Source organism: Enterococcus sp. AZ091 (assembly GCF_051714805.1).
Lineage (GTDB): Bacteria > Bacillota > Bacilli > Lactobacillales > Enterococcaceae > Enterococcus_D > Enterococcus_D gallinarum.
In genome coordinates this window covers 2400738-2415738 of the sequence record NZ_JBIOSO010000001.1, presented here as the reverse complement: position 1 = coordinate 2415738, position 15001 = coordinate 2400738, and the positions used below count along the sequence as shown (strand labels likewise).

Sequence of the window (15001 nt, the reverse complement as noted above, 5' to 3'; positions counted from 1 at the left end):
ATGAAAGTACATGATGCAGAAATTGTGATCAGTGCTGTTTCACCGGCACAATATCCGGATACGCATTTACCGGAAATCGCGTTAGCGGGACGTTCCAATGTTGGGAAGTCTTCCTTTATCAATACATTGATTAATCGAAAAAATTTAGCGCGAACGTCTTCGAAACCTGGTAAGACCCAGACATTGAATTTTTACTTGATTGAAAACACCTTGCATTTTGTGGATGTGCCAGGATATGGCTATGCGAAAGTTTCAAAAACGGAGCGGGCAAAGTGGGGGAAGATGATCGAGACGTATCTTGCAGAGAGACAGCAGCTGCGGGCAGTCGTCTCTCTAGTGGATCTGCGCCATGCGCCTTCTCAGGAAGATATTCAAATGTATCAGTTTTTGAAATATTATGAGATCCCAGTAATCGTGGTGGCCACGAAAGCAGACAAGATTCCTCGCGGGAAATGGAACAAGCATGAAAGTGTGATCAAAAAAGCGCTGGAATTCGATCCAGCAGACACCTTTATTCTTTTTTCTTCCATCACTAAACAGGGGAAAGAAGAAGCTTGGCAAGCGATAGAAGCGGCCATCAAGCAATAATAGATAAGAGGTAAGATGCATGGGGCAATCTCTCAGGACTAGAAAATAAACGGAGAAAGTTTGCTCCGGAACATCTTTTATCGGAAAAATTCTGTGCAAACAAAAAACATCAATTAAGATGTTTTTTTTGTTTGTTTTTTAAGATCCGTATTTTTTTCAGTTTCTTCTTTATCTTCTTTCGCATTCAAGAAGCGTTCGATGTCGGGTTTGTTTTCTTTTTTGTCATTGTCGGGAAGAATAGCAAACTCATCGAACATTTTATCAAGAGAATCTTCACGTTGGAATTTTAATCCCATATTCCCACCTCCAAGCGCCTCTAGTTTACCATGAAAACCAAAGTTTTTCATCTCAAAAGTAAGCGAAATAGTGTTCAATCATGAATCCCTTTACTATAATAAAATAAGAAGTACATAAAGAGGTGAGAAAGATGATCAAAACGAAGAAAATCTATGCCTTTATTCAATCGGCACAACTCGCCGATGCTCTGATGCGTGAACAAATAGCCAACTGGTTCGCTTTGGTCCGTCTTTCCTTTACCCCCACCAGCTACTATTTAAATCAAAAGGAAATCCACTCCTATGATATCGCTGAAGTACGCTCATTGCTGGAGGGAAGTATTGATGAGGTCAATTTTGAACTGATTTTAACCGATGGACAAAATGAATCCAGTATACACGTTGTCCAAGAAGCCGTACTGCAACGACATCTTTTTACATTTGATGTTTTTCAGGGATCGCGAGAACTATTACTGAGTTATATAAAGACCACAATGGAACAAGGCGGTCTCTTTAGTTATATTCGAGCTTATGATGAATTCCTCAATCATAATGTCGAAAGTGTAGAGAAACGCTATAACTTTCAGAAACCAGAAGAAATCGCTGAATTACCAAAGCGAAAAAACCATGCCAAAGAAATCGTGATCGATTGCAATCAATTTGCCGGATATGATGTTTTTTATAACGGGTTTTGTTTAACTTCCTGTTGGCGCATGTATTTCTCAGAGTACTATGAGCGAGTGTTGCCGTTAGTGATTATTAAAGATGCCCAACAAGTAGAACAAATCCAAACGATGGAGGAAGGGGTTGTCATGGTGGAGCTTTACCGTGATCCATTTCAATGGGATCATCCTGCCAACCTTTCTTATCAACGTTTGTTTCGGGACCAAATCGGGGTGGATCAACTTACTTGGGATAACGGAGTAGGGATTTTGCGAGAACCGTTTATTGAATACGCGTTTGGCCATCAGTTGATCCAAACGATCCAATATCAAAATGATCGTTTACAGCCCACCGTCAAACGCAAAGCGACCCATTTTATCACTCGGAACTTTGATTTAGTTCGTGAGATTTACCAAGAACGTCGGGTGAGGGGATTATTGAATGCACAGGCTTATTTCCCTTGGATCGACCAAGAAGGCATGCGGATGATGGATTACATTGTCTTAAAACCACAGTTAACGCTCGATAATGGCTTAGATGCTTATGAATTTTATATTCGCAGTCATTTAGAGGCGGATTACACTACGGAACATTTTGAAGAATACACCGTCTGTTTGCAGTTCTATTTGCCGCAAGAGGCGATGACAGATATACCTATTGACGAATTGAAAGATCGTATGTCAGATGTTCGCTTTGGTTTTTTGCATCGCAGCAAAAAATATACCTGGGTCAATCTAAAAAAAGAAACCCATCGCTTGCGGGTCTATTTTATGAATATGGAACGCTTAGCTGAACACCAATCCATTTCCGGAAATAAATAGAGCCATATAAAATAGCAAAGACAAGAAAGTTGAATGATTCTCGCAAAAAAATCTCCAGTGTGTTTCAAACACACTGGAGATTTTTTTGCATAGGAGACGCTAGTTGTTTCACACAACACGTATTAAGCGGTAGTTACTTCTTTTTTTAACAAACCGAAGATGATTCCTGAAACAATCGCACCAATTAATATGAACAATAGGAATAATAATGGTTTTGATAGCAAAAGGACCACAAAGATCCCGCCGTGAGGAGCCATCAATTGAATATTGAATGCACCGACTAGGGCACCAGTTAAAGCAGAACCAATCACGAAACTTGGAATGGCCCGAAGAGGATCAGCTGCTGCAAAAGGAATCGCACCTTCAGTAACAAAAGATAAGCCCATCACGATATTCGTCAAACCTGCTTCTTTTTGATCTTTAGTGAATTTATTTTTGAATAAAACTGTTGCGATAAAGATCGCCAATGGCGGCACCATTCCACCAGCCATGACTGAGGCCATTACGACACTACCACCTTCGGCAACCGTTGTGGCAAGTGTTGCTGTACCGAACACATAGGCAGCTTTGTTGATTGGACCACCTAGATCGGCTGCCATCATAGCTGCTAACAGAGCACCTAGTAAAGCGGCATTTGTTCCACTCAATCCTGTTAAGAAGCTGTTTAAGCCGTCATTGATCGCTTTCATTGGGACATTGATCATTAGCATGAGGAACCCAGTAATCAACAAACCAAAAACAGGGTAAAAGAGAATCGTTTTGATTCCGTCTAATGACTTAGGCAAACCTTTGAAAAGATTGCGCAAGAATTTGATGACATATCCTGCTAAAAATCCACCAATCAATGCACCAAGGAATCCTGCGCCACCACTGTTTGCCAATGCGCCAGCAGCAAAACCAACGATCAAACCTGGGCGATCACTGATACTCGATGCAATAAATCCAGCCAAGACAGGTAACATGAATCCGAAAGCGGCATTACCGATTTGATTGAACCAAGCAGCTTGTTGATTATAACTACCTAATTGATTTAAAGCGTCTTGCGGTACACCCATGAATTGATCGACCATAAAGGAAATAGCGATCATGATTCCGCCTGCAATAACGAATGGCAACATATGGGAAACACCATTCATCAAATCTTTATAGATTCGTTGACCAAACGTACCATCAGCAGAAGATTCTTCTGCAACTGTTTGTCCGCTACTGTGAAAGACAGGAGCATCACCGCTTAAAGCTTCATTGATCAGTTGTTCCGTCTTACGAATCCCGTCACTAACAGGACGATTCACTAGATGTTTGCCGTTGAAACGATCCATCTCGACCTTTTTATCAGCAGCGACAATGACGCCAGCTGCTCGCGCAATGTCCTCTTCTGTTAATCGATTTTTAATGCCTTCCGAACCATTCGTTTCAACTTTGATTTCTACGCCTAGTTCTTTGGCTTTTTTCTTTAATGCATCTTCAGCCATGTAAGTATGAGCAATACCTGTTGGACAGGCTGTAACAGCAACGATATAAGGGCGATCACTCACTGACTCTGTAGTTGTGACATCTGTCTGTTCTTCTTTTTGTACTTCTGCTTCAGCAAATAGTTGTTGGACTGCATCCGCAGTTGGTGCTTTCTTTAATTTCTCAACAAATTCTGGATCAATCAACAAGCGGGAAAGAGCAGCTAAGGCTTGTAAATGGGTATCATTAGCCCCTTCAGGAGCAGCAATCATGAAGAAGAGGTAAGTAGGTTGACCATCCAGTGCCTCATAATCCACACCGGTTTTACTTTTAGCAAATAAAACAGTCGCTTCATTGACTGCTTGATTTTTCGCATGAGGCATTGCGATACCGTCGCCAAGACCGGTTGATGTTTGGGCTTCGCGAGCCAAGATCCCTTCTTTGTAGACATCAATATCTGAAATGCGGCCAACTTCATAAAGTTTGGCAACCATTTCGTCAATCGCACCTTTTTTATCCGTTGCTTGAAGGTCCATGATCATGGCATCTTTTAAGAGTAAATCGTTGATTTTCATTGTTTATCCTCCTTATGTTAAGTCAAAGTATCTTTTCAATAACAACTTCTGGCAATAATTCTTGAATAAATGCTGATGTGGCTAAATCATCTGAAAAAGCAGTGGCGCTGCCGCAAGCAACTCCCCATTTAAAGGCTTCCAGTGCATTTTTTGTTGTTGTATATTGTCCGATAAAGCCAGCAATCATTGAGTCGCCAGCTCCAACCGAGTTTTTCAGTGATCGCTTCAGAACATTCGAGCGGTAGATTTCGTTTCCAGTAAAGAAAATGGCTCCATCTCCGCCAAGGGAGACAATGACATTCTTGGCGCCATCAGCGATTAATTTTTGTCCATAAGGTAAAATATCTTCGAAGGAGTGGAATGTCGTTTGATACAATTCCGCTAATTCATGATTGTTGGGTTTGATCAGCAACGGTTGGTCGGGTAATGCTGCGAACAACTCTGGACCCGTTGTGTCAATGACGAACTCGGCTCCAGCTTCTTTGACGATGGCGATCAACTCTTGATAGTAGTCAGCCGTCAGTCCATTTGGTTTGCTACCAGAAAAAATGACGATATCTTCCTTGGTAAGAGAAGACAGTTTGTCTTTCAATTGCTGACTTTCATCCTTTGAGATTGTTGGCCCTAATCCATTGATTTCAGTTTCTTCGCCAGATTTTAATTTAATATTGATCCTTGTATCGGCAGCAACTTGTGTGAAACCGGTCGTGATTCTTTCATTGATCAGCCAATCTTCAATGAAACGTCCAGTGAATCCGCCAATAAATCCAAGTGCAGTGGAAGGGATCTGGATCCGCTGTAAAATACGAGAAACATTGATGCCTTTGCCGCCAGGAAGTTTAAAGTCTTGCTTCATTCGATTAAGTTCGCCCAATTGTAATGCTTCGACGTGGACAATATAGTCAATTGATGGGTTGAGTGTGACAGTATAAATCATTCGGATACCTCCATAATAGTTGTTTGTGTTCGAAATTTAGCCGCATAGTTTTTCGGACAGAAGTCTGTGATAATCTCTGCGTCTTCAATGGCAGCAACTTGAGCAAAAGTAGTTTGTTGAAATTTAGAATGGTCCAGTAATACATAAGCTTTTTGACTATTTTCAATCGCGATTTTTTTGATCATTGCTTCTTCAGGATCTGGAGTCGTAAAGCCTGCGTCTACATGAGCACCATTCATTCCAATAAAACAGCGATTGAAGCGCAGTTTTCGCAATTGCTCACTGGCACCGCTCCCCAAGACAGCGTTCGTACTGATTTTGATCGTTCCTCCTAAAATCAATGTCTCGATTCCTTGATCGATCAGTAATGCCGCATGTTTGACAGAGTTGGTTACAACCTTCACATTTGAGATCGATGACAAGAAAGGGATCATTTCTAAAGTTGTGGTTCCAGCATCCAAGTAAATGACCTCATCCTTTTTGATCAATGAGACGGCATATTGGGCGATTTTTTGTTTCTCTACTTGGAACTTTTGCGTTTTTTCTTTCATATTGGGTTCAAATCCAAGGTGCTGGATCTTTTTGGCACCTCCATGGATTCGGACCAAAACTCCCTGTGCTTCAAGTTCTTGTAAATCGCGACGGATAGTGGACTCAGATGCTTGTAATTGATGGATCAATTCGCTGACTTTCACGATATCCGTTTCTTCTAAAAGGGCTAAAATCCTTTGATGACGCTCTTCTGTAAGCATTTACATCACCTCTTCAATTGTTATGATAGCACATAAAACAGTCATAATCAATCACAATCGGTTAAAAACGGTCAAAATGTAAGGGTAATACATTTTTAAACGGTCAAAAACGGTCGGTAAATCATTCAGAAAAGAATCGAAATGGGTTAATATTTGACAAGAATGGCTATTCTTTGGCTTAATTATTTTAAGGGGGGAATTATATGAAGAATGAAGTGATATTGCAAGGCTTCGAATGGGACTTGCCTGCAGACAGTCAACATTGGAATAGATTGAAAGAAATGAGTAGTGAGCTTAAAGATTATGGATTTACAGCGGTATGGTTGCCTCCTGCATATAAAGGTACAGCGGGCGTCGAAGATGTTGGCTATGGTGTCTACGACTACTACGATCTTGGAGAATTTGATCAAAAGGGATCAATACCAACCAAGTACGGAACCAAAGATGAATATCTTGAAGCAATCAAAGCGTTGCAAGATCAAGGGTTGGAGGTTTACGCAGATATTGTATTCAATCATTTGATAGGAGCCGATGAAAAAGAAACGGCACCAGCGGTCAAATACAGTTGGGACAATCGCAACAAGCCGATAAGTGATGAAGAAGAGATCGAAGCTTGGACGAAGTTCACTTTCCCTGGAAGAAAAGGGAAATACAATGACTATGTCTGGACGTGGAAAAATTTTTCTGGCGTTGATTATGATGACCGAACCAACGATCATGCCTTGTTTAACTTTGCCCAAAAAGGGTGGGAAGATCAAGTGGATGATGAGATGGGCAACTATGATTATCTAATGGGCTGTGATTTGGATATGGAGAATCCAGAAACTATCGAACAGCTGGATAAATGGGGCAAATGGTATCAAGAGTTAACGAATGTGGATGGCTATCGCCTAGATGCTGTCAAACATATTGAGTTTAATTATTATGTTAATTGGCTTTTGAATCGCCGGGAAGAAAAAGGCAAAGATTTATTTGTGGTGGGAGAATATTGGTCGGGTGATCTGCCGAAACTAGAAGAGTATCTCGATTCTTCCGGAAATCTGATCCATCTGTTCGATGTGCCACTGCATTACAATTTCTATGAAGCATCTCATTCGAATGGTGCGTACGATATGAGTCAAATCTTTGCAGGTACATTGACTGCTTCTCGAGAAGACTACGCTGTGACTTTTGTCGATAATCATGATACGCAAGTCGGTCAGAGTTTACAGTCATGGGTAGATGGCTGGTTTAAAGTGCATGCCTATGCGTTGATCTTGTTGCGAAAAGCTGGAGTACCAGTTGTTTTCTGGGGGGATCTATTCGGTATTCCTGAACAAGGTATTGAACCAGTTGGAGAAGATTTAGAAAATCTCCTGAAATTGCGTGAGAAAATCTCCTTTGGCAATCAAGTTGATTATTTCGATGACCCAAATTGTATCGGTTGGGTACTGACAGGAGATTATGAGCACGAACTGTCTGGCTTGGCCGTGGTCATGACGAATGCCCAAGGTGCTGAGAAAGAAATGACCATCAGCGCCATTCATGGTGGTGAAACTTACGTAGATATTTTGAAAAATAATGAAGCAAAAGTTGTCTTAGACGAAACAGGTAAAGGAATTTTCCCAGTCAATGACGGTCAAGTTTCCGTTTATGTGGATGAACGTTTGGTGGAAAAATACTATAGCTAATTTCAGAAGCTGATTTTAGAAAGAACCGTTTGGCAATATTATACGACAGCGATTGTATGGCAATGAAAGAAGGAGCAAAACTGCAGAACATGTGTCTGTAGCTTTGCTCCTTCGATTTTTTTCTGATCGATAAATAAAAACAGGAGAATGTTGACGGCAATTTGGCAGCCAATGTTTAAGTCAGAGGACCATCAGCTAAATAGCTGATTTTTTTCTTCACTTCCGAAACACTATTCGAATCCGTTAGGATCAAAAGGGCATCACCAACTTTCATGATCGTATCTCCGCGGGTCAAAATTTCGTTTTCGCCACGACGAATGGAAATCAGCAACATGTTTTCTGGCCAAGGAAAGTCTCGAACGGCCATCCCATCAAATGAACTTTCTGCGGTTACCGGATACTCGATCACTGTTTTCGTTCCTCGGATATTCACAGCGGGTTCTTTATGCATCTTTTCAAGGAGAGACTCATAAATAGGATGACCACCAAGACCATCGACCACGATATAAGCTACTAAACTAACTAGTCCTAACGGCATTAGGTGATTGATTGATCCAACCATCTCTGTTACTAAAATAATAGCAGTTAAAGGAGCCTTACCGATCGCTGTAAAATAACCAGCCATTGCTACGATCACGAAATTCTTGATATAAATAGGATCCAGACCGATCGACTGTGCCAAAAAGGTACCAAAGATCGCACCAATCAGCGCACCTAATGTTAAGATAGGTAGGAAAATCCCCCCAGGCAGTCCAGCTCCATATGAAATCATGGAAAAACAGTAACGCAAAATCAGCAACATGACCAAAAACAACAGTGGAGCCCCGGTTTCTCCTAAAGTCAAGATAATTTGATTCCCGCCGCCTAAATAGTCTGGTAAAAATAGACCGATTGGAATAATCAGTACAAAAGGAATCAATCCATACCAGTCAGAGGATATGGGTAGTTTTCCATACCATTTAGGCAAAGACAGCAATGTCCACTGGTAAAATCGTCCTAAGATCCCTAGTAAGATACCTAAGATGACTAAAGCACCGTAATATTTCAAAGGCAAGTCATTGATCTTTCCTTGGTAAAGGACAGGTTTCAATCCAAAAAAATTTAAAGAGACAAAGTTAGCAGTAATCACTGAAGCAAAAGATGTCAGCCATACAAGAGGTGAAAAGGAATGATGGATCTCTTCTAAAATGAACAATAAACCGGCGATCGGTGCATTGAAAGCCGCCGACAATCCTGCACTGGCGCCACTGGAAATCAATATTTTTTCTTCTGACTTTGGGGCTTTGAAGAACTGACTTAAACCTTGTCCGACAGCAGCACCTAGTTGAATCGAAGGACCTTCCCGCCCCAAAAAAAGACCCGATCCGACGGATAAAATGCCCCCGATAAACTTTTTCCAAAGGACAGAGAACCAATTATAATCAATCTCGCCACTTAACTTCCCTTCAACTTGAGGAATACCGCTGCCTTTGATTTGAGGTTCTGATTTTACTAAAAGGATCACAATAATTGCAGTGATGATAGAGAGAATTACCCACAGTATGATCTGATCTGGATGATCAGCAAGGTATCGATAGACAGCAGCAACTTTTTCGCCTATCCATTCAATCGCAAGGCGAAACAAACTAACCACGATCCCCACAAATGCTCCTACCAAGATTCCTTTGCCTATAAAGGCCAGGCGGGTTGTATCTAAATAATGGATTTCATGTTTCTTCATCAAACTCCTCACTTTCCTTATTTAATTTAGCCCTTTTTTGAATAGATAACAAGGAATTTTTTTGAAGGACAAAAAAGAAAAATTTAGCAACTTTTCAAGGCGTTCGGTTTTCCCTACAATCGGATAATGCTATAATTGAATGGATTGAGAAAGAAAGGATGGTTAAAACCATGTCATCCAAAAATGAATTACTTGCGAATATGAATCCCCGGCAAAAAGAGGCCGTGATGCATACAGAAGGACCTCTGTTGTTAATGGCCGGAGCCGGTAGTGGCAAAACGCGGGTCTTAACCCATCGGATTGCTTATTTGATTGAAGAAAAAAATGTCAATCCTTGGAATATTCTAGCCATTACTTTTACGAATAAGGCGGCTAGAGAAATGAAAGAACGGGTGAATCAGCTTCTTGGATCTGGGGGAGAAGATGTTTGGGTCTCTACGTTTCACTCGATGTGTGTCCGGATTTTACGAAGAGATGTTGATCAGATCGGCTACTCTAGAAACTTTACGATCATTGATACCTCTGAACAAAACACTTTGATGAAACGAGTCTTAAAAGAGTTAAATATTGATCCAAAAAAATATGACCCGCGTTCCATTTTAGGAGCGATCTCCAATGCCAAAAATGAATTGTTGACTCCGGCAGATTATGAAAATCAACAAGGGAGCTTGTTTGAACAGATCGTAGGCCGCTGTTATGCGCTGTATCAAAAGGAATTACGAAATAATCAATGTATGGATTTTGATGATCTGATCATGAATACCATTCGCTTGTTCAAGGAAAATGAAGATGCACTGCAGTTTTATCAACGAAAATTTCACTATATCCATGTGGATGAATACCAAGATACGAATCATGCCCAATATACGCTTGTTAATTTATTAGCGGACCGCTTCAAAAATCTTTGTGTCGTGGGAGATGCGGATCAAAGTATCTATGGCTGGCGGGGTGCCAATATGCAAAATATTTTGGACTTCGAAAAAGATTATCCGGATGCAGCAGTGATTTTGTTGGAACAAAATTACCGCTCAACTCAGACGATTTTGAATGCTGCGAATCAAGTCATCAAAAACAACCGCAACCGTCCAGACAAAAATTTGTGGACTGAAAATAGAGCCGGTGAAAAAATCACTTACTATCGCGGGGATAGTGAACGAGATGAAGCTCGTTTTATTGTCAGTGAGATGCAAAAACAAATTGCAGATAAAGGACGTAAATTCGGCGACTTTGCTGTTTTGTATCGGACCAATGCTCAATCCCGGGTGATTGAAGAAATGCTATTAAAAGCAAACGTACCTTATACAATGGTGGGCGGACGCAAATTCTATGATCGGAAAGAAATCCGTGATATCTTGGCTTATCTTTCGGCCATTGCTAACCCAAGCGATTCTCTAAGCCTAGAACGGATCATTAATGTGCCTAAACGTGGTATCGGGGCGACTTCTGTCGAAAAACTTCGTGAGTTTGCTTCGCTTCATGAATGGTCCTTGTTAGAAGCTGCGATGAATGTCGATTTAGCCAATATCTCAGGCAAGGCCGGCAAAGAACTTGGTAGCTTCGGCATGATGATGGACCAGTTTGCCCAAATGATTCCTTATCTGTCAGTGACAGAACTGACGAAAGAAATTTTGGATAAAACAGGTTACAAACAAGATTTGATCAATCAGAACAATCTGGAATCACAATCCCGGCTGGAGAACTTGGAAGAGTTCTTAACAGTGACCCAAGAATTTGACAAACGCTTTGAGGCGCAAAATGAAGATGATGCCGATGCGCCAGAAGAAAAATTGACTGTCTTCCTCAATGACCTCGCTTTACTTTCCGATGTTGATTCCTATGAAGAAGAAAGCAGTCAAGTGACATTAATGACATTGCATGCGGCAAAAGGATTGGAATTTCCTGTGGTCTTTTTGATTGGACTAGAAGAGAACATCTTCCCGTTATCTCGAGCATTGATGGAAGAAAGCGAACTGGAAGAAGAACGTCGTTTGGCTTATGTGGGGATTACTCGTGCAGAAGAAGAGCTATTCTTGACAAACGCATTTTCTCGTACATTGTATGGACGCACTCAATACAATCGTCCTTCTCGGTTTGTGGAAGAGATTGAACAAGATCTTCTGCAGTCACTGGGAGAAAGAACTCAGCCGAAAGGGGCAGCTGCTTTCTTTCAGCCTAAAGTTTTCAAACCAACGTATACCCAACCTCGTCAGTCCACTGTTTCGTCGAGACAAACCACGACTGCAGCCGGCAATCAATGGCAAGTGGGGGAAAAAGTCAACCATAAAAAATGGGGTATCGGCATGATCGTTCGGACCACAGGGGCCGCCCAGGATCTAGAATTAGATGTCGCTTTTCCCCAACAAGGAGTAAAACGGCTGCTTGCAGCATTTGCTCCGATCGAAAAACTATAAGGAGGAATCGAAATGGCTGTGCCATCAACTGAAGTTCAACAACGAGCGGAAGAATTAAGAACCACTTTGAATCAATATGCCTATGAGTATTATGTGAAGGATCAGCCGTCTGTCGAAGATTACGTCTATGATCGACTTTATAAAGAACTTGTTCAATTAGAAACGGATTACCCGCAGCTGGTCACAGAAGATTCTCCTACTCAGCGAGTGGGTGGAATCGTTCTGCCTGGATTTGAAAAGGTCATCCATGATATTCCTCTGTACAGTTTGAATGATGTGTTTGATAAAGAAGAAATCATCGCTTTTGATGCGCGAGTCCAAAAAGCGCTAGGTCGTGCCGTTGATTATGTCTGTGAATTGAAGATCGATGGGCTATCAATCTCTTTGAAATATGAGAATGGACGGTTTGTGCGTGGTGCAACACGGGGTGACGGAACAGTCGGCGAGAATATTACGGAAAACTTGAAGACAGTCAAGTCAATTCCATTAAAATTGAAAGAACCTGTTTCATTAGAAGTCCGAGGCGAATGTTACATGCCTAAAGCTTCTTTCATCCGTTTGAATCAAGTACGGGAAGAAGAGGGCTTAGAGGTATTTGCCAATCCTCGAAATGCCGCAGCAGGAAGCTTGCGGCAACTGGATACACGGATTGCTGCCAGCCGTAATTTGAGCACATTCTTATATACTCTGGCAGATTTCGGTCCTATCGAGGCACACGATCAATTCTCAGCGCTTGATGAATTAGACAGTTTGGGTTTCCGGACAAATCATGAACGGCGTTTGTGCCGAACGATCGATGAAGTTTGGGCGTATATCGAAGAATTTCACGAAAAACGCAGTGAGCTGCCTTATGAAATCGATGGCGTTGTCATCAAAGTCAATGACTTCTCCGATCAAGATACACTAGGATTTACGGTTAAAGCTCCTCGGTGGGCGGCAGCTTATAAATTTCCACCCGAAGAAGCAGAAACGACCATTGAAGATATTGAATGGACAGTTGGACGCACAGGTGTTGTGACACCAACAGCGGTCATGACGCCGGTTCGAGTAGCTGGTACAACAGTAAGTCGTGCCAGCCTGCATAATGTCGATTATATTCGCGCCAAAGATATTCGCTTGAATGACTCTGTGATTATCTATAAAGCAGGAGACATCATTCCAGAAGTTGCCAACGTATTGACGGATAAGCGGTCAAAAGCCAGTGAGCCCTATCCGATTCCTATCCATTGTCCCATTTGCGACAGTGAATTGGTCCATTTAGATGAAGAGGTGGCACTGCGCTGCATCAATCCGAAGTGTCCTGCACAAATGAAAGAAGGATTGAGTCATTTTGTTTCCCGAAATGCTATGAACATTGAAGGGTTAGGCCCACGAGTTCTTGAACAAATGTATGAAAAGCACTTAGTTGCTGATGTTGCAGACCTATATTATTTGACGGAAGAACAATTGTTGACATTAGACAAAATCAAAGAAAAATCGGCAAACAATATCTTGTCAGCAATCGAAGCCAGTAAAGAAAATTCTGTTGAGCGTTTGATATTTGGCTTAGGGATTCGCCATGTCGGATCTAAAGCAGCAAGAATTCTTGCGGAACATTATCGCAATCTGCGTAATCTAAGCAAAGCGGATGAGTCGGAGATCGTTTCTTTAGAAACGATTGGGCAAACCATCGCGGATAGTGTTGTCACTTATTTCAACAACGAAGAAGTCCATGATCTTTTAGATGAGTTGGAGAAAGCAGGGGTCAATTTTGATTACCTTGGTTTAAAAAATGAGGAGCTCTCGGCTATTGACTCACCCTTTAAAGGTAAGACAGTTGTCTTAACAGGAAAGTTGACTCATTTCACTCGGGAAGAAGCAAAGGAAAGAATTGAGAACCTTGGCGGAAAAGTGACGGGAAGTGTCTCAAAGAAAACAGATATCGTCGTAGCGGGAGAAGAGGCTGGTAGTAAATTGACGAAAGCGCAAAGCTTGGGCATTACAGTTTGGGAAGAGAATCAAATGGTGGCAGCGATTGAAGGGAGCCATAACCATGAAGATTAAACACTTCTTGATCGTCGCGATGTCGTTAAGCTTTTTGTCAGGTTGCGGCAATCTCAACAAAGGAATCACGAATATCAACGAAGGTGAAGAGACGGCCAGCGGTAATATTACCACTGGCCGTGTCGATAATTCAGTCTATCAGGCAGTCATGACAGACGGCAAGTACCAACCGAGTGCTGCTAGAGGATTGAATGCAGAGCAAATGAACAGCGGGTTCAATCAAACCAATTTTGAGAATGGCTTGCTGAGGCTGTCCAAGCAGACTTTTTCTGTCGATACGTGCTACTTTCAAGAAGGTCAAAAAATTCCTGCTGATACGATCAAGAATTGGCTGAAACGTGTCTCTGATGATAACCCGCAAGGTCTTAACCCTGCCGGTTCAGATCAGCCGCTTATTTTTCAACAATTGATGGAGCAAGATTTTATTAAAGAAGACGGCAAAACATTGGCAGGTATTAGTTTAGGCTTTGCCTTTAATACCGTCTACTATGGCAGCGACGAGACCATTTCTATCTCTCGTGATGAGTGGATGGCAAACGCGCGGAAGACAGTCAATGCTGTTTTGACACAAGTAAGAAAAATCAAAGGGTTGGAGACTGTACCTATCGTGATCGGTTTATTCGAACAAGCTGCTAAAGATGATATCGCCGGAGGCAATTATGTTTATCAAGCAGTCAGCCAAGATGGAGGAACAACTATCGATCAGTATGAGAAAGTAGCAGAGGCCCACATTATTTTACCTGTAGCTGCGGGGGTCACCAATGCTGCCACCGATGATGGTTTGGATAATAAGTTCAAAACATTTCGTGATGCTGTCATTAGTTTCTTTCCTGACTTGAGTGGTGTGACCGGCAATGCGTATTACGTAGATGATCAACTCCAAAAACTTGTTTTGAAAGTCGAGTCGAATTATTACAGTAAAACCGAGATCACCAGTTTTGTTCAGTATAGCGCAAAGCAAGTGGAATCTGTCTTCAAAGGAGTTCCTGGCGAGATCGAAGTCCAAGTTGGCTCTCTAGGGAAACAGCAAGCTTTTATTGCCCGTAAAGATGGAGCAGAAAAAATTGAGACCTACATTTTCAATTAAGTATGAT

General features: G+C 41.7%; 11 protein-coding genes. 6 read left to right on the top strand and 5 right to left on the bottom strand.

Annotated elements, in window-relative coordinates:
- Positions 1-588 carry a ribosome biogenesis GTP-binding protein YihA/YsxC gene (yihA, locus tag IGJ28_RS11940; protein WP_003126435.1) on the top strand — a complete coding sequence of 196 codons (588 nt, stop codon included), beginning with the start codon at positions 1-3 and terminating at the stop codon, positions 586-588.
- A 113-nt stretch (positions 589-701) separates the two neighbouring features.
- Here the strand turns inward: yihA and IGJ28_RS11935 are convergent, their stop codons facing one another.
- Positions 702-935, bottom strand: coding sequence for an SPJ_0845 family protein (locus tag IGJ28_RS11935; protein ID WP_375826900.1), 234 nt, complete (start codon positions 933-935; stop codon positions 702-704).
- A gap of 80 nt (positions 936-1015) precedes the next feature.
- On the opposite strand from IGJ28_RS11935, the gene IGJ28_RS11930 reads away from it, so the two are divergent.
- On the top strand, positions 1016-2347 hold the full coding sequence (locus tag IGJ28_RS11930; RefSeq protein ID WP_138372002.1) for a hypothetical protein: 1332 nt from the start codon (positions 1016-1018) through the stop codon (positions 2345-2347).
- A 122-nt stretch (positions 2348-2469) separates the two neighbouring features.
- On the opposite strand, the gene IGJ28_RS11925 is transcribed toward IGJ28_RS11930, so the two are convergent.
- The 3 genes from IGJ28_RS11925 to IGJ28_RS11915 are packed head-to-tail and all read right to left on the bottom strand — an operon-like array spanning position 2470 to position 6063.
- On the bottom strand, positions 2470-4374 hold the full coding sequence (locus IGJ28_RS11925; RefSeq protein ID WP_438845411.1) for a PTS fructose transporter subunit IIABC: 1905 nt from the start codon (positions 4372-4374) through the stop codon (positions 2470-2472).
- Between the two features lie 22 nt (positions 4375-4396).
- Positions 4397-5311, bottom strand: a complete 915-nt coding sequence (pfkB, locus tag IGJ28_RS11920) for a 1-phosphofructokinase (RefSeq protein WP_252711916.1) — start codon at positions 5309-5311, stop codon at positions 4397-4399.
- On the bottom strand, positions 5308-6063 hold the full coding sequence (locus tag IGJ28_RS11915) for a DeoR/GlpR family DNA-binding transcription regulator (RefSeq protein WP_003126440.1): 756 nt from the start codon (positions 6061-6063) through the stop codon (positions 5308-5310). The genes pfkB and IGJ28_RS11915 overlap by 4 nt, the downstream gene beginning before the upstream one ends.
- A 203-nt stretch (positions 6064-6266) precedes the next feature.
- Here IGJ28_RS11915 and IGJ28_RS11910 point away from each other — a divergent pair, with 203 nt between their 5' ends.
- A complete protein-coding gene (locus tag IGJ28_RS11910; RefSeq protein WP_081132025.1) occupies positions 6267-7733 on the top strand; it encodes an alpha-amylase in 1467 nt (488 codons plus the stop codon).
- A gap of 175 nt (positions 7734-7908) precedes the next feature.
- On the opposite strand, the gene IGJ28_RS11905 is transcribed toward IGJ28_RS11910, so the two are convergent.
- Complete coding sequence (locus IGJ28_RS11905; RefSeq protein ID WP_176333551.1) at positions 7909-9456, bottom strand: ClC family H(+)/Cl(-) exchange transporter; 1548 nt, start codon at positions 9454-9456, stop codon at positions 7909-7911.
- A gap of 167 nt (positions 9457-9623) precedes the next feature.
- On the opposite strand from IGJ28_RS11905, the gene pcrA reads away from it, so the two are divergent.
- The 3 genes from pcrA to IGJ28_RS11890 are packed head-to-tail and all read left to right on the top strand — an operon-like array spanning position 9624 to position 14994.
- On the top strand, positions 9624-11864 hold the full coding sequence (gene pcrA, locus IGJ28_RS11900) for a DNA helicase PcrA (protein ID WP_438845410.1): 2241 nt from the start codon (positions 9624-9626) through the stop codon (positions 11862-11864).
- A 12-nt stretch (positions 11865-11876) separates the two neighbouring features.
- Positions 11877-13907 carry an NAD-dependent DNA ligase LigA gene (gene ligA, locus IGJ28_RS11895; protein WP_252711918.1) on the top strand — a complete coding sequence of 677 codons (2031 nt, stop codon included), beginning with the start codon at positions 11877-11879 and terminating at the stop codon, positions 13905-13907.
- Complete coding sequence (locus IGJ28_RS11890) at positions 13897-14994, top strand: CamS family sex pheromone protein (RefSeq protein WP_005471372.1); 1098 nt, start codon at positions 13897-13899, stop codon at positions 14992-14994. The genes ligA and IGJ28_RS11890 overlap by 11 nt, the downstream gene beginning before the upstream one ends.
- Positions 14995-15001: the final 7 nt, after the last annotated feature.

Coding starts and splice junctions, on each gene's coding strand:
- IGJ28_RS11930 (WP_138372002.1), top strand. CDS start 1,016: ATGATCAAAACGAAGAAAATCTATGCCTTTATTCAATCGGCACAACTC.
- IGJ28_RS11890 (WP_005471372.1), top strand. CDS start 13,897: ATGAAGATTAAACACTTCTTGATCGTCGCGATGTCGTTAAGCTTTTTG.
- IGJ28_RS11935 (WP_375826900.1), bottom strand. CDS start 935: ATGAAAAACTTTGGTTTTCATGGTAAACTAGAGGCGCTTGGAGGTGGG.
- pcrA (WP_438845410.1), top strand. CDS start 9,624: ATGTCATCCAAAAATGAATTACTTGCGAATATGAATCCCCGGCAAAAA.
- IGJ28_RS11925 (WP_438845411.1), bottom strand. CDS start 4,374: ATGAAAATCAACGATTTACTCTTAAAAGATGCCATGATCATGGACCTT.
- yihA (WP_003126435.1), top strand. CDS start 1: ATGAAAGTACATGATGCAGAAATTGTGATCAGTGCTGTTTCACCGGCA.
- ligA (WP_252711918.1), top strand. CDS start 11,877: ATGGCTGTGCCATCAACTGAAGTTCAACAACGAGCGGAAGAATTAAGA.
- IGJ28_RS11915 (WP_003126440.1), bottom strand. CDS start 6,063: ATGCTTACAGAAGAGCGTCATCAAAGGATTTTAGCCCTTTTAGAAGAA.
- IGJ28_RS11910 (WP_081132025.1), top strand. CDS start 6,267: ATGAAGAATGAAGTGATATTGCAAGGCTTCGAATGGGACTTGCCTGCA.
- pfkB (WP_252711916.1), bottom strand. CDS start 5,311: ATGATTTATACTGTCACACTCAACCCATCAATTGACTATATTGTCCAC.